The sequence below is a fragment of the Virgibacillus sp. NKC19-3 genome, assembly GCF_019837165.1.
GTDB lineage: Bacteria > Bacillota > Bacilli > Bacillales > Amphibacillaceae > Virgibacillus_L > Virgibacillus_L saliphilus.
In genome coordinates, this window is sequence record NZ_JAGYHC010000001.1 from 1188532 (window position 1) to 1207994 (window position 19463).

The window sequence follows — 19463 nt, forward strand, 5'->3', positions numbered from 1 at the left end:
AGGCTATTGAACAAGGCTCCTCTGATGAAGTAATTGAGCAAATTGCAAAGGAAAATGGTTTCGATATTAAAGTTGTTTCTTAAATTACTAAAGGGAGAGATACACAAACATGAAACTCTGGAGTTCAAAGGTAACCCAGATCGGGCTTTAGTTATTGACAGAGGAATTGCGCACATATTCGATAATCTATCCGAAATGACTACATTGAATCAAGCACGAATTTACTCAGATTGGGGAAACCCAGATTTTGACCCTAATATTGATGTGTTAAATGTGCTGCGTGATACTCCAGTTGAAAACTTTCCAATGGTTAAGATCAATCGCTTTAGGGCTCCCAAATCTCTATGTCGTTTAGCACTTAAAGCACAACGAGTGCAGTTACGTGCAGGAATCGGAAATCATCATCCCTTTCGTTTTAAATCTGGGGATAAAAAGATTACATTAATACCTAAAGAAGGAGTAATAAGTAACAGAATTACAGGGAAAATTTGCTTTCTTTGCCCTTATGAAAAAAGATATTAAAAAGCGTTAGTAATGAATAAACTATAAGAAATCAAGATTTTATTTTCATAATTTATACGAAGATAAATCACCACTTATCCTTTCTGACAAGTGGTGATTTTTTAGTGTGCGAGGGAGAAATCCCTCCTCCTACCCTACTATAAAAATTCCCTAGTTACTAATTTTCAGCTACTAAAGTGAAGCGAAGGATTCGATCTTATATTCTTAAGGTAAATGTAAGGTAGCCTTTAAGAGGTAACAAGGTTCATTCGTTATACTAAATGTAATCATAATTATATGGAGGCAGTTAGATGATGAATAAGCCTATTGTAGAGACAAACCATTTAACCAAAACGCATGGAGCTGTGAAAAGTGTAAACAAGGTTGACCTTCACGTATTAGAGGGAGAAATTTATGGCTTTTTAGGGCCGAATGGGGCAGGGAAAACGACAACTCTAAAAATGCTATTAGGCCTGATTAAGCCGACAGAAGGAGAGATACATATATTGGGAAAGGATCTTCGTAAGTATCGGTCATCGATTTTACAACATACAGGTTCATTAGTGGAATCCCCATCCTATTATGGACATTTAACAGGTTTAGAGAACATGTTAGTAATGAAGCGTCTTCGAGATGCCCCCATGGAGAATGTGAATGAAGCACTTCGTATTGTGAGACTGGAAAAGCAAAAAGATAAAAAAGTGAACCAATACTCTTTAGGTATGAAACAACGTTTAGGAATGGCTATGGCGTTACTATCCTTTCCGAAGCTACTAATTTTGGACGAGCCAACAAATGGACTTGATCCAGCCGGAATTGGTGAGATGCGTGAACTAATTAAATCATTACCATCACGTTACGGAATGACGATTTTGCTATCCAGTCATCTACTTTCAGAAATGGAGCAAATGGCGACATCTGTTGGCATTATTAATGATGGAAACTTGCTGTATCAGGGGAGTATGGATGACTTAAGACAAAAAAGCCGCAGCACCATCCAATTAAAAACGGAGGACGATATAAGTGCACAGCAATTGCTTGAACGTCATGGTTATCATTTGTCTCTGGAAGCATCAAGAATAACGTTTGCGAATAATGGAGATGCAGAAGTGGCGAAGATCAATAAACGATTGATAGACAACGATATTATGGTAACACGGATTGAAGAGAAGGAATTAAGCTTAGAGGATATTTTCCTGGAATTAACTGGGAAGGGGAGAAATCTATAATGTTAAAAATGCTGCGATTAGAATTTTTTAAGATACGCCGGAAAAAAATCTGGCTCATGATGATCCTTTTTCTTATGGTAGAGATGTTTTCGGCATTTATATCTGCTTCCCAATCGATAGCTAATAATCCGGAAGATGCAAGATGGGAATCTATTATATACCTTGTATCGAGTATGAACGGACTTTTTATGCCCATTCTTACAGCGATTGTCGTATCTCGTATTTGTGATATGGAGCATAAAGGAGATACTTGGAAAATGCTTGTGGCTACAAATGTGAAGCGAGGAAAATTATTTTCTGCTAAGTATATTTGTTCCAATATTCTATTACTCGTTGTCCTTATCGTTCAGACGGTGTTTATGGTTCTTTATGGAAATCTGAATAACTTTTCAGGAAGTTTTCCATTCCATTTACTTATTCCATTTTTAGGAGGGGCATTAATAACGACATTGGTTGTTACAGCTATACAACAATGGATTTCTCTAGCGATTAAAAATCAGGCTTTTGCTCTTTGCTTAGGTATGATAGGGGCTTTTATCGGTATGACAGCTGCCATGTTTCCCTCTTCTATCAGACACCTTTTCATTTGGGCCTATTATTTAGATTTAAGTCCGGTTTCTTATTCGTATACAGAATCACTAGGAATGGTTTATGTGCCGGAAAGTCTAAATGTTCCCTTAATCATCGCTGCTTTGGTGATGTTAGCTGTTTTTTATCACTTGGGCAGAATCCAATTAAACAGGCAGGAAATTTAACAAGGAGGAAAAAATAATGAGACAGCGTTTATCTGCGGAAGGCTTAAAATTAAGACATTCTAAAATTATTTTCGTCATCGTGATTTTACCTATCTTAAGCTTCCTTATTGGGAGCGCAAATTTTTATATGAATCAAGAAGTGTTGGAAGGGGGCTGGTTTAGCCTTTGGAGTCAGGTTGGTCTTTTCTATGGTGAGTTTTTCCTGCCGATTCTTATCGCCATATGCTGTGCATATATCTGTCGGTTGGAACACACGAACCAAAATTGGAACATGGTTATGGCAGCACCTGTCTCTATTAGCAGTATATATGTTTCAAAATTTGTGATGGTGAGCATGTTCATCTTATTTGCTCAACTTGTTTTTGTTGGATTGTACTGGATCGCAGGAACTTTATTATCCTTGCAAGGTTCGCTACCCGTGGAAATAATCGGTTGGACATTAAGAGGCTGGTTTGCTTCTTTATCTATCATCGCTTTTCAATTGGGGCTTTCTCTTCGGTTTCGTAGTTTTGCTACTCCTATTGGAATAAGCTTGTGTGCTGTCTTTTTTGGTTTATTTACTTATTCAGCCAATGTAGGTGTGGTTTTTCCATTTTCTTTGTTGACAATTGGCTTAAGTGTACTTAATCAAGATAGTTTAGTAGGAGTTCAACATTTCTTATTTTGGGGAATGAATATCCTGTTTATTCTCTTATTTTCGACGATATCGATCCGTCAATTGAAAACAAATGATATTGTTTCATCTTGAATGGATAAGGAGGTATTTGCATGAGATTTAAATGATGGAAAGTCATACGCAAAGGAAAAAGAACTAGCCCTTTCGGCAAGTAATCAACGAAGAAAGGTGCTTATATTCAGCTTTATCATACAAAACATTGAGGCGTAACCTGTTGGGAAGAAGTGAGCTTTGAAGCATTACCTGCAGTAGTTCAAGAACAATGGGAATAAACAATAGGCCATTCCATATGCTTTTCGCTTATTAGATCATCATAATCTATCATTGTAGTCATGATGTATAATAATATATATGATATATCTATATGTTGATTCGTTTCCATATGGTTTCTATGGAAATGTCAGGGAGGTACCTTATGAGCAATTTCAAAGAGAGGAAAATATTACTTGTAGAAGATGAAAGGGAAATAAGGACGATGCTAGAGGATATATTGCGAAAGAATGGTTTTTCACAAGTATATCCAGCCGAGGATTATACAACAGCAATGAAAATCTGCTCCACTATTCAACCAGACATTGCTATTTTGGATGTTGTATTACCAGATGGAGATGGTTTTTCGTTATTATCTGCTATAAGGAAATACAGTGAATTACCTGTTCTATTTCTAACAGCTCTTGATGAGGGAGAGGATCGATTGCTTGGTTTAGGACTTGGTGCAGACGATTATATTGTCAAGCCTTTTCTTCCGCGTGAACTTGTGTTACGTCTCACAGCAGTTTTGAAACGTGTTTATGCCCCATTAGAAGCTAAGCAAGCGTCTAAATTGCAATTAGGCGAAGTCACAATTGATTTGGAAAGCGCTACGGTACAAAGGGATAATCGTACCTTGCAACTAACAGCGAAAGAACACGCGCTACTTATAAAACTTTATGAAAATAAAGGAAGAATTGTAACGATTGACGCTTTATGCCAATTTCTATGGGGAGAAGAAAGTTATGGATATGAGAATACATTGATGGTTCATATAAGAAGAGTAAGAGAAAAAATAGAAGCCGATCCTTCCAAACCTAAATTTTTACTAACCGTAAGAGGACTTGGATACAAGTTGATAGCAGAAGAGGGGTGAGTGTAAATGGATGGTGTCATTCGGATCATACGTCGTTATTTTATGAGCACGATACTCATTTCTTTTCTGCTTATTGCCGTTAATTTTATACTGTTGGGAACCTTAATATTTAGAGATGAACTTAGTAACACTCCCTCACCAAAGAAGATAATGGAGCGTTTAACAGAGGATTTAGCATTACAAGATGGCGAATATACCCTACACAACCGTAGTCAGAAGTTTCTTCAGAATAATGATGCGTGGGCGATGTTATTAGATCATGATGGAGAAGTGATGTGGGAGTATGATTTACCAGAAGATGTTCCGCGGTCCTATGGCCTTGTAGATGTTGCAAAATTTTCAAGGTATTATTTAAACGATTATCCTGTATATACATGGGAACAACAAGGTGGGTTATTCGTAGTTGGCTATCCGAAAGCCAGCTTGTGGAAGTACCAATTTCAATTTTGGTCAGAAGGGGCACAATCTACTCCATTAAGAATAGGTATTTTACTTGTCATTAATATTGCTATGGCTATATTCATTTCTTTTATTTTAAGTACGAAGCTCATTAAAGGCATTCGTCCATTAATTAGTGGAATTCATGATTTAAGCAGAGAGAAAAAAGTAAATGTAAACACGAAGGGGCTATTTAGAGATGTAGCCGCAAGTATTAACACTACTTCTTCCAAAATTCAAGAAAATAAGAAAGCACTAGAAGAAAGGGATGAAGCGCGTTCCAATTGGATTGCCGGTATTTCGCATGATATCAGAACTCCTTTATCTATTATACTTGGTTATGCAAGTGAATTGGAAGATAATAAGCAAATTCCAGCAGCATATAAAGATCAGGCTGCAATTATCAGACGTCATACTGAAAAAATCCGAGAACTTGTAAATAATTTAAACTTGGTTTCCATGCTAGAGTATGAAATGCAACCACTGCATTTAAAAGAAATGCGACCATCTGCAATCGTTCGAGAGGTAGCAGCTGATTTCTTGAATGGCGGTCTGGAAGAAAAATATAATATACATTTTCAAATCTCAAATGAGGCAGGACAAATAATTGGTGATGAGAAATTACTATCTCGCGCACTCACTAACCTTATACAAAATAGTATTACCCACAATCCTCAGGGCTGCAACATTGTTCTCGAAACGAAACGATCAGAAGATCATACGATGTATTGTTTCATTGTTAGCGATGATGGGATAGGGATACCTGAAGCATTTATTTCTGAGCTAACTTCCTTACCTTATACCTCAAAAAACGTAAACGACGTCAAACAGGGGCATGGATTAGGTTTACCTATGGTATCTAGAATTGTTGAAGCACATGAAGGAGTGTTTAGCATGGAGAATCATGCTTCACAAAAAGGGGTGAAAATGACCATGTGTATTCCTTTATCGAAGTGATTTCATGGGGAATATCCCTATATCTACAGGAAGATTGCTGATGATCCGTTGGGAAGGCGCAAATGGTTTGGTTTTTTGAATACCGGGAATAGTTCTGAAACAAATCGCTTATTTTGGAGGAATTATTTTGAAGAAAGTAGGGGTAGTTTTAGGGCTGGTTTTCATTAGTTTCATGGTAGTAGCTTGTAATAATACGGACGAAACAGACTCTGCGGATGAAACGTCGTCAAATAATGAGGGAGATGGAATCGAGACAGGGGCAAACGATGCTAATGAAGATACTTCGTCTGATAAGGACATAGTGAAAGATGAGGATGAAGGTAGCAATCAGGATAATGAAGCAGAAGAACAGGATTATACAGAGGAACGAGTCGCAGGAGATTACCTGATTTATGGCGAATGGCTGGAAGGAACGGATTTCCTGCTTTATTTCACGCGGACAACTGATGAACTGACAAGCGAGGAGCGTTTACATCAATCGTTCATGGAAAGCGACCCTTCACAACGTGACCTGTTTTCTGCTACAACTGATTTTGAAGTCGATGGAACGGCAGCGAACTTGTTTTATCGTGAAGATGATGATTTAAGTATGGCCTCAACGGAGTCTGCGCAATTTTGGGAAGTCCTGCATGAGATTGGCTTTCGATATGGATTGGATGCGTTTAATCTTTTTAATCAAGATGGGGAGAGAGGACTTGGTTTTGCGGAAAATTATTGGGAAGAGCCGGTTGACATAGAGCAAGAGCCAAATCGGGGCTACTATGTCGTGTCACCGGAACAATCGGAACGGGGGGAAGACACGTATATAAGTGGTGCTGTTGCGGAAGAAGAAATCTATACAGAAGATGACGAATTGCTTGATTTTAATCAGACGGTCGAAACAATGGAAACCACCACGAACGACGAAGAGGATTATTATTCCGGAATCCACGAAGGCGTAGAAATTGAGGAAGCAATGATTGATGGAAACCAAGCGGTTGTTACGTACCATAAGAATGAGGATGCTGAAGTGTCACAGCAAGAGCGTGAAGATTTTGAGCAAGTTCTTCAATTAGCAGCACTTGACTTTCAGGTAGAGGAACTTAAGCTTGTCAATGAAACAGACCGGGTTATTTCTGTTTATCCATTGTTGGAAGGAATGGACGACAATCATGATGCTGTTGCAGATGATGACAGTCATTCGGAAGATGATTCCGGTACGGATGGGCAGGAGGAAAATGCTGCGTTAACGGAAGAAGACGCTACAGGAAACGTGTTTGATTATGTGGATGAACATGAAGACGCTGACCGGGAAGAAGTGAAAGCCATGGTGCAAGATGAGGAGGATGAAGAAGGATATTTTACGGTTCAGGCGTTTGTCTATTCAAGTTCAGGAGATGACGATGAAGTGCAGATGACAAATACGATCGGCTGGTACCTAGTCGATAAAGAAACCGGTGAAGTAGAAGAGAAGGAATTTTAGGTAAAACCTAGAAGGATAAATGAAAAGGAGATCTCCGCAAATGCATACCATTCATTTGTGGAGACCTCCTTTTGTACTCTATATTACGGATCATGTTGGAAGCAGAAGAGGCCGCTTAACGAGCTCCACCTCCGCCGCCTCCACCGGCACCGCCACCTCCGCCGACACCAGTAGCACCACCGCTTCCACCGGCAGCAGTTGCAGATGAAGTGCTGGAGTGGAATCCGCCGTTGGCTAATCCTGATGCCAAGGTTGCACGAGTGTAGTAAGCGCCATACCAGTAATGATGATATCCCCAGTCTTCTTGAGATATGTTTTCAGGGATCACACCTTTTAGCTTTTTGGATACGTTATCACTCATGCCAAATAATACACTCCATAGCATCATATCTTGTAATGAAAGTGGCTTGGAAGCAGCTGTGAATTGATTGATATCGACCTCACGCAAATAATGCTCAAACTGTAGCAAACGATCCGCTAGTTCATCTCCTTCATCACTGGGTACCGTAATTGCTTGTTTTATTCCAAGTGGCTTTATTTCTTTAAATGAAAATAATCCTTGCTGCTTCAGGTAGTCTTCGGAATAGTCTTTAAGATAATCAGCAAAGGTGCTTACTTCATTTGCATGTTTTTTACTCCATTTTTGGATGGCTTCATCCGTGATGACACCATTTTTATCCGCCACATCTAAGAGCATCGTCCACAGTCCTGTTTCATACGTTTCATCATATGTTTCTTCTTTTATTTGCGCCGTTACTTTCCCAAAGGTTGTTGGATAGTTATCCCGTTCATTTTCAACATCATTGATCGTTAGTGTCGTGCGATATTTTTTTCCGAAAAAATTGTTTTCCTTTTCTACTTCCATCGATATTTGCTCATTCATCGACCATTTCAATAGATAGGCTTGAAAGACATCTTCGAAATAACCAAGATGCAACTGCATTAAAAGAGCACTCAAACTTGCATAGTCATCTCCAGTGTAAGGAACTGCTTCATAGGTTTTATCTTTATTTTCTGCTATCCGTTTATGGAGAGGCTTCATGGCGCCGGCTTCTCGTTTCGCTTGATTGGTTTTACGGATAACGAGGAAGGTTCCGATCCCGATTAATAGAGAAAATCCAACGATTGCAGCACCGATAATAAAAGCTATCATGGAATTGTCACTTGTATTATAAGCAGACCCATCCATTGCTTCTTCTTGTTGTTCGGATAACGTCATATCTGCTGTTCGTTGCGTTTGAAAGACATCGGGTGGAAATTGCGTTAAAACAATCACATCTCCATCGACTTCCCCATTTGATTCCCATACAATGTGATCATCTACAAGCTGCATGTCCCCATCAAAACCAAATCCCCAGAAATCGGCCATTTCCTGCGTGAACGGTTGAAAACCGGAAATCTCAACTGTCACGTTTTGGGCAGGAATATCTGAAAAGGTATCAAAGTTCCAAAGCATGGCTTGTCCATCTTCTAAATCACGAACAAGATCAGATAGAGTGTAGGTTAGCGTATACGTATTGTCCCCGTATTCGCCAATTCCCCAAACCAATTCAACGCCATCCTTTGTAGATAATGTTCCATATTTTCCAGCCTTTTCTTCTCGTGAATCATCGGGGTCCCAGTTGGGTTCCTCTACAAACCCATCGACGGAAAAATCCGATACCTCAGCCCCATCAAGATTGTCCATATTGATGAAAAGCTCTGTACCCTCATCCATATGCATATGACGGTGTTCTGTCACGATGCCTGAGCCATCTTCTTGTAATTCTACTTCAATATGTAAATCGCTCATCGCATTTTCGGCAAATACCGGTAGTGTAAGTCCTAGATTTATGGCAGTTGCTATCGTAAAGGCAACAAGAATCTTTATCGGCTTGTTCATTGTGTCACTCACTCGCTTTCGTCATTAGGAAGATTTTTTAATCAATACAGGCGGAGTAATATTTCAAGAACTAGGCAACTAGATAACTAACAAACAAAACTAGTGTAAAGAGAATGAAAACTGCTGGAATAGCTATAAGAATGAAGGCAGAAAATGTTTTCCAGAACCCGCGGTAACTAAATAACCAACAAATAAATACGATGATATAGACAACCATAAGTAACGGCATGGCCCCAGTTTCTGTTCCTTCGATGAAAGATTTATAAATCCAATACGCCACCAGCAAGACGGGTATGGTAACAGTACCCAAATATTTCCTCAATATAATCACGTCCTACCATTTGTGGATCTGTCATTTGATTTCTGATACATTGAATATTACGCTACTTAACTATATGATTCAATGCTACTAGCTATTCTTTTTCAATGACCAACCTAAGCAATATAGTTACATGAGAAAAAGGTTTTCTTTCTACATTTTGAAAGTAATTGAATCGGCAAGTTAAAAGACATTCGGTATAAACGATACAAACGTCTTGATGTTTTGTTATACACTATAATAATTGAAATGACGAAACGGCAAACGCGAATGTCAACAATGGGTAAATGATTATATAGGGAGTTGTCCATATGCAATCGGGATTCATGGAAAATAAGGAAAATGATGAAGGAAGTACAACCATTACCAAGGAATATATCGAAATTAACGGTGTGGAGCAAGGAATCATTATAGAATCGTTAAATCAAAACAAACCACTACTTCTATTTTTACATGGTGGCCCCGGGTTTCCTGCTTATCCTGTTAATAAAGCACATGGATTAAAATTGGAACAATACTTCGATGTGTGTTATTGGGATCAAAGAGGAACCGGAATGTCATATGATGCGGAAGAAGCTAAAAAAGGCCTGACTGTGGAGCAATTAGTTAATGATACAATTGAGGTGACCAATTATCTGCGAAATAAATACATACGAGATAAAGTATTTATTCTTGGTCATTCCTGGGGCAGTTACCTTGGGAGTCTAGTGGTGCAAAAAAGTCCTGAGCTGTTCTATGCCTATATTGGAATTGGTCAAATAGGATCTCATCTCGAATCAGAAAGAGAAGCCTATCAGTTTATTTTAAAAACAGCGATGGACAAGAATGATAAACGTGCGATTAAGCGAATGAGAAATGTAACTTTTGATGAAAACTATTATCAAAATCGCGCTTATGGTGCAATTAGAGCTAAATTCACCGAGAAGTATGGTGGCGGTTTTAAGCGTGAGGGCTACGCCAATTCAGAAAGGTTGAGGCATGTTTTTTCTTGTCCAAATTATACGTTGAAAGAAAGAATCAATAGTTTTAAGGGAGCTATCTTAGGTTGGCAATCACTAGGGCATGTCATGGCTACCGCAGATTTAGTAGAACTTGTTCCAAAGCTTCAGCTTCCAGTCTTTATTCTTCAAGGCCGGCATGATTATCAAACGACATACACACAAGCAAAACGTTTCTATGAATCAGTAGAAGCACCACTAAAGAAAATGTATACATTTGAAAATTCTTCGCACACTCCCTTTATCGAAGAACAAGCGTTATTTTATAAAATTATTCAAGATGATATTTTGCCTGTAGCTGAAGAAGCATTTTTGTCTAGTTAAATCAGGAATATTAAAAACGTGAATTTATTTCTTAAGTCACTCTTTTTTCAGCATTTATCGTGTTTTATCTTCTTGACATTAATCTACAGAATCTATTTATTCTATACCCTCCTATAGGCGGACAATCTTTTTGTATCTACGCGATAGGAGGATATGTAATTGCATATTTATGGCGTTTTCATTATAATCTAGATTATACAATTAATTCGACAGACAGACGGTCTATGCAAGGAGGAGCAATGATGAGGAAGACCAAGGAAGCACAGGAGAGAAGAAATGAAATTCTGGATGTGGCAGAAGCTTTATTTAATGAGCAGGGCTATGATGCAACAAGCACCAATGATATCTTGAGGAAGGTTGGAATTGCCAGGGGACCCTGTATTATCATTTTGAAAGTAAAGAAGCAATCATGGACGGGATTATTGACCGTTATAACAAAAAAGTAATCGAAGGCGCACAACGAATTGCAAGGAACAAGGAAATCCCCGTTATTGAACGATTGCTTATGGCAATTACTTCATTAAATGTGAGTGGAGCTGTCTCTGAAGAAGTAATGACACATATTCATAAGCCGCAAAACGCCCTGATGCATCAGAAAATGCAACAGGTTTTATTTCTCGAAATCACACCAATTTTTACAAGCATTATCCAGGATGGAATAGATGAAAATATCTTTCACACAGTCTACCCTTATGAAAGTGTGGAGATGCTGCTGGTGTATGCTACTACGATCCTTGACGATGGGATGATTGAATTAACGGACGAGGAACAGTTGCAAAGAATGAGGGCTTTTGCCTTTAATGCAGAAAGAATGCTTGGAACAGAACAAGAAATGATCAGTCAGCAGTTGATGAAGATTTTAACAAAAGAATAGGGGATGGGACATGTATCTTTGGATCATACGAAATGGCCTGAATTCAACGTTTGCTGAGGACATTATGGATCATTTTCTTCAAATTAATTTGAAGGAGAGATATGGATGGAACAATTAATTGTCAGGGAGATGAATGAAGGTTAGGCGATAGCCTAAAGTTTTTTTGCCGCTCCCTTAATATCTTAATGATATCATCCGTCTTAGATAAGGGAAAAGCTGACTTAGAATGAAATTAGATAGCAATAACCATTCCGTATTCTTCATGTATTACCATCTTGTTCTAGTTGAGAAATATCGTAGAGAAGTCTTGGTGACAAGGCATCTGACTATGCTAAGGATATTTGGTCAAGAAGCTTTTGCTGACGAACTACTGGTGGTTCTCCCATCCATGTAGTCATGAAATATATTGAAAATCAAGGAATGAAGGGAGGCGGGAGCAATGCGAGTCCATAAAGGATATAAGTTTCGTATCTATCCAAATAAAGAACAAGAAATCCTAATCTCTAAAACAATCGGTTGTTCTCGCTTTGTATTCAATCATTTTCTAGCACAATGGAACGATGTTTACAAAGAAACAGGTAAAGGATTGACTTATCATTCGTGTTCAGCGGAACTTACACAGCTAAAAAAGGAATTGTTTTGGTTAAAAGAAGTGGACAGTATTGCTATTCAGTCATCACTTAAAAGCCTTGCTGATTCCTATAGTCGTTTTTTCAAGAAACAAAATAAGGTACCACGATTTAAGTCTAAAAAGCATAAAGTACAATCCTATACAACCAAGCATACGAATGGGAATATTGCCATTGTAGGTAATAGAATCAAGTTGCCAAAACTTGGTCTTGTACGTTTTGCCAAAAGTCGTGACGTGCAAGGGCGTATTTTTAAAGCAACGATTAGACGGAATCCCAGTGGCAACTATTTCGTATCTATTCTTGCAGAAGTAGAAGTACAACCATTGGAGAAAACGGAATCATCTATTGGCATAGACTTAGGTATTACTGATTTTGCCATTCTTTCAGATGGCTGCAAGTTTGACAATCATAATTTTACCTCAAACATGGAAATGAAACTAAAACGGGAACAGCGAAAACTGTCAAGACGTGCGTTACATGCTAAAAAGAATGGTATGAACCTTCTTGATGCAAAAAACTATCAGAAACAAAAGATAAAAGTTGCTAGATTGCACGAAAGATTGATGAACCAACGTGACGACTTCCTTCACAAGTTAAGTACAGAAATAATCAAAAACCACGATATTATCTGTATCGAAGATTTGAATATCAAAGGAATGTTACGTAATCATAAGTTAGCAAAATCCATCTCTGATGTGTCATGGTCTGCTTTTGTAACTAAATTAGAATACAAAGCGAAGTGGTATGGTAAAATAATTGTGAAAATAAGTAGATGGTTTCCATCTAGTCAAGTATGTTCCGGTTGTGGACATCAAGACGGGAAAAAATCGCTTGAAATAAGGGATTGGACTTGCCCTGTTTGCCATGAACATCATGACAGAGATGTAAATGCTAGTAAAAACATATTGGTCGAAGGCTTACGAACATTAGCCTTGACTTAAATAAAAATATAGAACCGTAGGAATCTACGGGGGTAGCTTGGTCCATAAGAGACACCGCTGTTGACAAAGAAATACGTTAACAAGTATGCTCTGTTCCCAAGAATCTCCCACTTCAATCTACCGCAAGGTCGATAAGTGGGGGTAGTTCAAGACTTACCTTTTAATGCAATAAAAGAATTGCTTGCGGATGAATATTATTGTGTTATTGACAAAAGTAATGAAGAATTGGTGGGTTACTTCTGCATGGGAAAATCTGCACAAGTTCCTGCTGGTTTTCCATTCGGTGCTTATCCAGAAGGGTTTGTAGACATTGGAATTGGGATGAAACCTGAATTAACAGGTAGAGGCAATGGATCTATCTTTTTTTCATTTATTCTTAGGTATATTTATAGAAATGCCCATTCACCACTTCGCCTAACAGTGGCTACATTCAACCATAGAGCCATTCATCTATATGAGAAATTTGGTTTTGTTAGCAAAATGAAATTTTTGAATAATTCGATTGGATTTATCACGATGATTAAGGAGTGAATCGGTTGAAAAATATTAATTCCTATTCCTAACGAATCTAAAAACGGTTTGGTTTTTGTTTGAAAGCTACGTAAGTCAAGTTCAAGTCTTCCCTTGAACCACTAAAGTACACAAGAATAGATTTCTGATAATTTTTTATACAATGATGTAAAAAATCTTGACTATATCGCTTTTTTAGGTTATTCTTTTTATAGATCGACAGTCAGTCTATAAAATTTCATGGCGAAGGAGAGAACATAAATGAACCATGTAGAGCTAATGAGTAAAATATCGGAAAGCACTGGCGTTAGTATCACTGATTGTGAAAAGGTGCTGAATGCATTGGAAAATGTATTAGATGATGAGCTATCCAATTCCACAAGTGTGTCCGGAGCATTTGATAAGATTTATAAACTAATGACTTTCTTTAACAAAAAGGGAGGGGCGTAATGGGGTATATCATTACTGTAAAGGTTTTCATAAAAAATATGGAGAATTCAATGCTACTGACCAATTACCTTCGACGTAGAGAGCGGCAGTACCTTTGCTTTTAAGGGGCCTAATGGAGCTGGTAAAAGCACAACAATAAATACGTTTGGTACCATACTCGATAAGATTTCGGGATCATTTGGAAAAATTTACCTGCAAAGATAACAGGAAATGAATTTAGGTGCGTATTATATATGGCATTGTTTTAGAGAGCTTAAACATGTGTTAAGGTCTCTTTTTTGCTTGATAAGAAACTATAAAATGATTTGCTTGGGCATAACGGATTATAGATAAACGGCTCTTACAGGTTTGAAAGGAAATTTTTCTTTATTCATTATCAAAAATTAAAGTTTTTTTAATAATTGCCTATTACAGTATAGATATCCTAATAAATAAAGAGGTGAAAAAGATGGAAAAGGTATTTATTATGGTGGCTATCGTTTCCTTTTTATTGGCTGTTTCCTTATTTATCGTAGAAATTGTAAAAAATGGATACAAGAACAGCAACTTAAAACCAGCATTACGCCTATTTATTGTTTATATCGTGAGCGTCATTGCATTTTTGATTGTCTATAATTTAGGAGGAAAATAATGATAAGCTTGTACCATGAGTACGAGAAGGAGCTATGGCATCAACTGTAATTGGAATGGGCTTGTCTATTTTATTTAAACGTTATAATGTTGATCATACATGTAAGATTGGTGTATCAAAAGAATGTATAGAAAAGGTAGGTGAAACGAATGGAGGATATACTTAAAAAGCTCAATATCTTTGTACTGGAAGATGACCCTGATATATCAACTTTTTTGAATGTGTTTTTAGGTGCATATTTTCATAAGGTGATGGTGAAAACAGATAATCGTTTCCGTTATTGTGATTTTGACGAGATAGATATCTTTTTATTAGATATTGAAATACCTTTTGATAGTGGATATGAAGTATGCAAACGAATCAAAACCATGTATCCGGAAAAACCCGTTGTCTTTCTTACGGCACATAGTCAAATTAATGATAAAATCAAAGGACTAGAGCTGGGGGATGAATTTATACCGAAGCCATTTGAGCCGCTAGAGCTCCTTGCAAGGATCAAAAATCTACTGCAAGATAAGTATGGCGAGACGGTATATTTGGATGAGATATTGGTGGATACCCGTGCACATACCATATTCGATCGTACAACACGAACGGAGATCCCATTAAGCAAGACAGAAAGTAAGCTATTCTTTTACCTGTATGCCAATATCAATGTTAGCTTGTCAAGAGAGCAAATCATAAATCGTGTTTGGGGAATGGATGGCTATCATAATCAAGCAAATTCCCTAAGTGTATATATGAATAGTTTGCGGAAGAAAGTAGATAGTGCGAATACGTTGATTCAAACTATCTATGGGTATGGTTACAAAATAGTAGATCCAAAGGAACGAAAAAAATGAATAAAAAAATATTTTTCCTTACATTGATCTCGATTTTATTCTTTCCGTTTGCCTTAATGTTGTCTAATTATATCGTATTGGGAACGCATCTCATACATAATTATATTAATGGAACCGACACCCCTTTTAAAGCGGAAGATAACTATATATATGTACTTGTGCTTTTTTCAACCATGATTTTACTATATGTGTTCTTTCTTTCAAGAATCATTGTCAATATTTCATCCGAAATAAGGTACCTTTCTAATTTGTTAAGAGACATTGCCAAAGATCAGAACTATCCAGATCCTGTTAACACTGCAGAATTGAGATATAAAGATATGAAGTATCTAAGTGAGTCAATCAATATATTAATTGACCAATTACAATATAACCAAAGCAAATACGAAGAATCAGAAGAATTTAGAAAAAGGTATTTGGATCAACTTTCGCATGATATCAAGACACCGCTATCGATTATCAAAATTAATTTATATTATTTAAAAACGAAACAAAACACCGAAGAGGCTATTCAAGAAATCAACAAAAATACAGATATCATTGCGACACTTAGTGATCGAATCTACCATAAAAATGACTTGAATGCTGATTCTATCATTACGTATAAGAAACCGATTAATTTGGAGAAATGTGTAAGTGGCATTGTGGAGAAGTGGCATAATGCCCTCAACCATAAGAACATAACTTATTGGAATAAAATAAATTCTGATACGATTTGGGAACTGGATAAGGTATGGTTTGAAAGACTAATTGATAATATTTTGCAAAATGTGCTCTACCATTCAGAAGCGAGTCAATTAACTATAGAGAGTTTTACAGGGGACAAACAGCAACAATTGGTGATTCGTGATAATGGGATTGGCTTTAATCCAACCAAGAAACTCCAACAATCGGATCGAAAAGGATTGAATATTATTCATGAAGTACCTAAATTATTGAATCTTCATCTCTCCATAGATAGCAACGGGCTGGGGACGAATATTACACTCACTTATAGGAAATCGCCTCACTTCCATCCAAAGCAAAAAACGTAGGATATAGGAGTCTCTGAAATTAATTTACTAGGCGTATACGAATAGAATTTATTGGTAAAACTGCCAATATAGTAAATTATTAATTGGAGGCAATGACAATGAGGAACAATATAATGGTAAGCATTGGCTTAATGGTTTTCCTATTTATTTTTCTAACGACCGTTCATGCAGATAGTGAGCAACTGTATCAAGTTGAATCTGCAACGTTAGCGTTACTGGAGGAACCGGATCCAAATGCAGCTGTTATCGCTGAACTACAAAAGGGTGAAAAGGTTACTATTTTCGAAGAATCCTATGGTTGGGGGAAAACGTACCATCATGGCGAAGAAGCATGGGTGGCCATACATCAACTTGTAGCAGTAAATGATGCACAGAGTCAGATGGAGCAGGAAGATGTTGAGCCAGCTGAATCGGTAGAAAACGGCCAACTGCATCAAGTGAAGGTACCAGCAGTTCATTTACGTGAAGCCCCTGATAAAAATGCAACGATTATAACAGAATTGAGCAATGGTGAAAAGGTTACGATCTTTGGAGAATCCTATGGTTGGGGGAAAACATTTTATAATGATAAGGAAGCATGGATCGCTTTACATTTACTTGAGGAAACAAATGAATCAACAGATCGGATGACGTTAGAGGAGAATGAGGAGGAACATTCAGAACAAACAGCAGAGGAGAATGAAACGGAAAAATCAGAAGCAAAATCTGATCAAAGAGATGGCAAAGAAGAGGAGTCAGCAGTCGAAAAAGAGGAAGAAGATAAGGAAGCAAAACAAGACGAACAAATACAGCAAAGTGGGGAAAAGACATTAGCTGGTTATCACTTTGTTATTGATCCCGGTCACGGTGGAAAAGACACCGGTGCGATTGGATCAGAAGTAAATGAAAAAACGTTAACATTATCTACAGCAAAAAAGGTAGAAGAACAATTACATGATAAAGGCGCTTCCGTTACATTAACCCGGATGGATGATAGATTTATACCGTTAGAGGAACGGGTTCAACCTAGTAATTCTACTGATACAGAAGCATTTATTAGTCTGCACTATAATGCATCGGAAGACCAATCTGTGCGAGGGGTCTATACCTTTTATTATGATGGGGTTGAGAATCAGAGACTTGCAAGTACCATTCAGAAATCATTGGTCGATCATACAAACCTTAATGATCGTGGAACGCAACAAGCTGATTTTAAAGTGTTACGAGATAACAAGCAATTGGCTGTACTCATCGAACTAGGTTTCATTAGCAATCCAGAGGAACAGAAAGTTATTCAAACAGATAACTACCAAGAAAATGCAGCAAAAGGCATTGTCACTGGCTTGGAAAATTATTTTAAATAGGGACAGGGGGACAGGTCCATTGTCCCACTTAGAGCTTAATTTGGGATAAGGTGGGACAAGGAACCTGTCCCTGTGTCCCCCCCTGTTCCTCAGAGGAGGAATAGTATGAACAAGCAAATTCTATCTCAATGTTTTAGAAGATTTGCTGATGAAGAATGCAAGGGCTCGAGTGAATTATATGAATTTCTATCTTTGCAAATTGCATCGGATGAACAACTTCTGGAATTGTCTACGCATGTCAGAGAGGGACAGCCTAAACCGAACATGTTATTTGGAGCTGTTCATCATTTGTTATTACAAGGATTCGATCATGAGTTAAAATATTATTATCCAAGTGTAACGAATACACCGAGAAATAAGAAAAACGCGTTTCCATTATTTAAAGATTTTTGCTTAGCATATAAGAAAGAAATAATAGGCATTCTAAGAAATAAATTAGTGCAGACAAATGAAGTGAGACGGTGCGCCTACCTTTACCCAACGTTTTGTTATGCGTATAACCAGGTGAACAAACCCTTGGCGATGATCGAAATTGGAACCAGTGCTGGTTTGCAATTAATGTGGGATCACTATAGCTATTCATACGGAACGGATCAGTTATATGGAGATACTTCTTCAAATGTACATATCACTTCAGAAGTGAAAGGTGAACTACCGATTGAAATAACAAATTCTACGCCCCCTGTTTCTTACAAAATGGGTATAGATTTAAATATCACTGATCTTACTAATGATGAGGAATATCGTTGGCTAAAATCACTTATTTGGCCAGAACATAAAGAGAGGTTAAAGCTTTTTGATGATGCAGTTGAGCTTTTCAAAACACAGCCGTCAAACCTTATCGAAGGTGACGGAGTATTATTACTTGAAGAAATTGCAAAGGAAATACCTACAGATCATGCAATCTGTATTTTCCATACGCATGTAGCGAACCAAATACCCAAAGAGGTGAAATTAGATTTATTAAATAAAATCAAGAGTCTAGGTAAAGAAAGAGAAGTTATTCATGTTTACAATAATATCTGGGATAAATCATTGCACCTCGATTATTGGATTAATGGCAAGGAAACCAAGTTAATTGTTGGTGATACGGATGGTCATGGTCATTGGTTCCGCTGGAAGCTATGAGAGGACAAGGAATCTGTCCCAATGTCCTTCTTGGCATGAAAAAAGATGACGAAATGTATTGAATGAAACATAAAGAAGGAAAATACTCTAATAAATATGTTTATAAACGAAAGAATTCATGATTTATTTGATTCCTTTGTTTTCTTCTTTCGTTGGAAGCAAGAAATACGTTTAAAACAATAAGGTTGGCGTAGTATAATATCGCGCAACCTTATTTTTTTAGTGTAACAAATAAGGGGACAGGTCCATTGTCCCACGTTTCTGCTGGTTCTCGCTGGGACAAGGAACCTGTCCCTGTGTCCCTATTTAAAATATAAATCGTAATAATTCCTATTTACAAATCGTAATCATTACGCTATAATACAAATCGTAACTATTACGATTTAATTTGAAAATAAGAAAGGAAGTAGA

At 37.4% G+C, this 19463-nt stretch carries 22 protein-coding genes and 1 pseudogene; 21 read left to right on the plus strand and 2 right to left on the minus strand.

From position 1 onward, the window contains the following. Positions 1 to 33: 33 nt before the first annotated feature. The 7 genes from KFZ56_RS05870 to KFZ56_RS05900 all read left to right on the plus strand — a co-directional run bounded on the left by KFZ56_RS05870 (position 34) and on the right by KFZ56_RS05900 (position 7144). Entirely contained in the window at positions 34 to 522 is a 489-nt protein-coding gene (locus KFZ56_RS05870; RefSeq protein WP_222640888.1) for a hypothetical protein, read from the plus strand. Between the two features lie 290 nt (positions 523 to 812). Beyond that, positions 813 to 1730 carry an ABC transporter ATP-binding protein gene (locus tag KFZ56_RS05875; protein ID WP_222640889.1) on the plus strand — a complete coding sequence of 306 codons (918 nt, stop codon included), beginning with the start codon at positions 813 to 815 and terminating at the stop codon, positions 1728 to 1730. Further along, on the plus strand, positions 1730 to 2485 hold the full coding sequence (locus KFZ56_RS05880; RefSeq protein ID WP_222640890.1) for an ABC transporter permease: 756 nt from the start codon (positions 1730 to 1732) through the stop codon (positions 2483 to 2485). Before KFZ56_RS05875 ends, KFZ56_RS05880 begins: the two co-directional genes overlap by 1 nt. A 16-nt stretch (positions 2486 to 2501) precedes the next feature. Next, positions 2502 to 3233, plus strand: coding sequence for an ABC transporter permease (locus KFZ56_RS05885; RefSeq protein ID WP_222640891.1), 732 nt, complete (start codon positions 2502 to 2504; stop codon positions 3231 to 3233). Between the two features lie 343 nt (positions 3234 to 3576). Then, positions 3577 to 4287 (plus strand): response regulator transcription factor, encoded by a 711-nt coding sequence (locus KFZ56_RS05890; protein WP_222640892.1) that lies wholly within the window; start codon positions 3577 to 3579, stop codon positions 4285 to 4287. A gap of 6 nt (positions 4288 to 4293) precedes the next feature. Then, positions 4294 to 5682: a sensor histidine kinase gene (locus tag KFZ56_RS05895; RefSeq protein ID WP_222640893.1), complete on the plus strand. Its 1389-nt coding sequence runs from the start codon at positions 4294 to 4296 to the stop codon at positions 5680 to 5682. Between the two features lie 127 nt (positions 5683 to 5809). Continuing rightward, entirely contained in the window at positions 5810 to 7144 is a 1335-nt protein-coding gene (locus KFZ56_RS05900; RefSeq protein WP_222640894.1) for a hypothetical protein, read from the plus strand. Between the two features lie 115 nt (positions 7145 to 7259). Here KFZ56_RS05900 and KFZ56_RS05905 read toward each other — a convergent pair whose 3' ends face one another. Beyond that, the gene (locus KFZ56_RS05905) at positions 7260 to 9026 is read right to left on the minus strand and encodes a DUF2207 domain-containing protein (RefSeq protein WP_222640895.1); all 1767 of its coding nucleotides are present in this window, start codon (positions 9024 to 9026) and stop codon (positions 7260 to 7262) included. 70 nt (positions 9027 to 9096) lie between these two features. Then, positions 9097 to 9348, minus strand: a complete 252-nt coding sequence (locus KFZ56_RS05910; protein ID WP_222640896.1) for a hypothetical protein — start codon at positions 9346 to 9348, stop codon at positions 9097 to 9099. Positions 9349 to 9656: 308 nt separating this feature from the next. On the opposite strand from KFZ56_RS05910, the gene KFZ56_RS05915 reads away from it, so the two are divergent. The 14 genes and pseudogenes from KFZ56_RS05915 (at position 9657) to KFZ56_RS05970 (ending at position 19052) form a co-directional block, all read left to right on the plus strand. After that, positions 9657 to 10667 (plus strand): alpha/beta fold hydrolase, encoded by a 1011-nt coding sequence (locus KFZ56_RS05915; protein WP_222640898.1) that lies wholly within the window; start codon positions 9657 to 9659, stop codon positions 10665 to 10667. Positions 10668 to 10909: 242 nt separating this feature from the next. Continuing rightward, positions 10910 to 11113, plus strand: coding sequence for a TetR family transcriptional regulator (locus tag KFZ56_RS19490; RefSeq protein ID WP_255584867.1), 204 nt, complete (start codon positions 10910 to 10912; stop codon positions 11111 to 11113). Next, entirely contained in the window at positions 11077 to 11541 is a 465-nt protein-coding gene (locus KFZ56_RS05920; protein ID WP_255584869.1) for a TetR/AcrR family transcriptional regulator, read from the plus strand. Before KFZ56_RS19490 ends, KFZ56_RS05920 begins: the two co-directional genes overlap by 37 nt. A 226-nt stretch (positions 11542 to 11767) precedes the next feature. Then, positions 11768 to 11994 (plus strand): annotated as a pseudogene (locus KFZ56_RS05925) (transposase). Next, positions 11981 to 13114, plus strand: coding sequence for an IS200/IS605 family element RNA-guided endonuclease TnpB (tnpB, locus tag KFZ56_RS05930; RefSeq protein WP_222640900.1), 1134 nt, complete (start codon positions 11981 to 11983; stop codon positions 13112 to 13114). Before KFZ56_RS05925 ends, tnpB begins: the two are co-directional and overlap by 14 nt. Positions 13115 to 13249: 135 nt before the next feature. Further along, positions 13250 to 13645 (plus strand): GNAT family N-acetyltransferase, encoded by a 396-nt coding sequence (locus tag KFZ56_RS05935; protein ID WP_222640902.1) that lies wholly within the window; start codon positions 13250 to 13252, stop codon positions 13643 to 13645. Positions 13646 to 13885: 240 nt separating this feature from the next. After that, entirely contained in the window at positions 13886 to 14074 is a 189-nt protein-coding gene (locus KFZ56_RS05940; RefSeq protein ID WP_222640903.1) for an HU family DNA-binding protein, read from the plus strand. A gap of 63 nt (positions 14075 to 14137) precedes the next feature. Further along, positions 14138 to 14278: an ATP-binding cassette domain-containing protein gene (locus KFZ56_RS19840; protein WP_222643906.1), complete on the plus strand. Its 141-nt coding sequence runs from the start codon at positions 14138 to 14140 to the stop codon at positions 14276 to 14278. A gap of 244 nt (positions 14279 to 14522) precedes the next feature. Next, the gene (locus KFZ56_RS05950) at positions 14523 to 14705 is read left to right on the plus strand and encodes a hypothetical protein (RefSeq protein ID WP_222640904.1); all 183 of its coding nucleotides are present in this window, start codon (positions 14523 to 14525) and stop codon (positions 14703 to 14705) included. Positions 14706 to 14739: 34 nt separating this feature from the next. Then, complete coding sequence (locus KFZ56_RS19500) at positions 14740 to 14871, plus strand: hypothetical protein (RefSeq protein WP_255584870.1); 132 nt, start codon at positions 14740 to 14742, stop codon at positions 14869 to 14871. Beyond that, positions 14855 to 15547, plus strand: a complete 693-nt coding sequence (locus KFZ56_RS05955) for a response regulator transcription factor (RefSeq protein ID WP_222640905.1) — start codon at positions 14855 to 14857, stop codon at positions 15545 to 15547. Before KFZ56_RS19500 ends, KFZ56_RS05955 begins: the two co-directional genes overlap by 17 nt. Then, a complete protein-coding gene (locus KFZ56_RS05960; RefSeq protein ID WP_222640906.1) occupies positions 15544 to 16581 on the plus strand; it encodes a sensor histidine kinase in 1038 nt (345 codons plus the stop codon). The genes KFZ56_RS05955 and KFZ56_RS05960 overlap by 4 nt, the downstream gene beginning before the upstream one ends. A 98-nt stretch (positions 16582 to 16679) precedes the next feature. Next, on the plus strand, positions 16680 to 17924 hold the full coding sequence (locus tag KFZ56_RS05965; protein WP_222640907.1) for an N-acetylmuramoyl-L-alanine amidase family protein: 1245 nt from the start codon (positions 16680 to 16682) through the stop codon (positions 17922 to 17924). 105 nt (positions 17925 to 18029) lie between these two features. After that, positions 18030 to 19052 (plus strand): DUF2332 domain-containing protein, encoded by a 1023-nt coding sequence (locus KFZ56_RS05970; RefSeq protein ID WP_222640908.1) that lies wholly within the window; start codon positions 18030 to 18032, stop codon positions 19050 to 19052. Positions 19053 to 19463 lie beyond the last annotated feature (411 nt).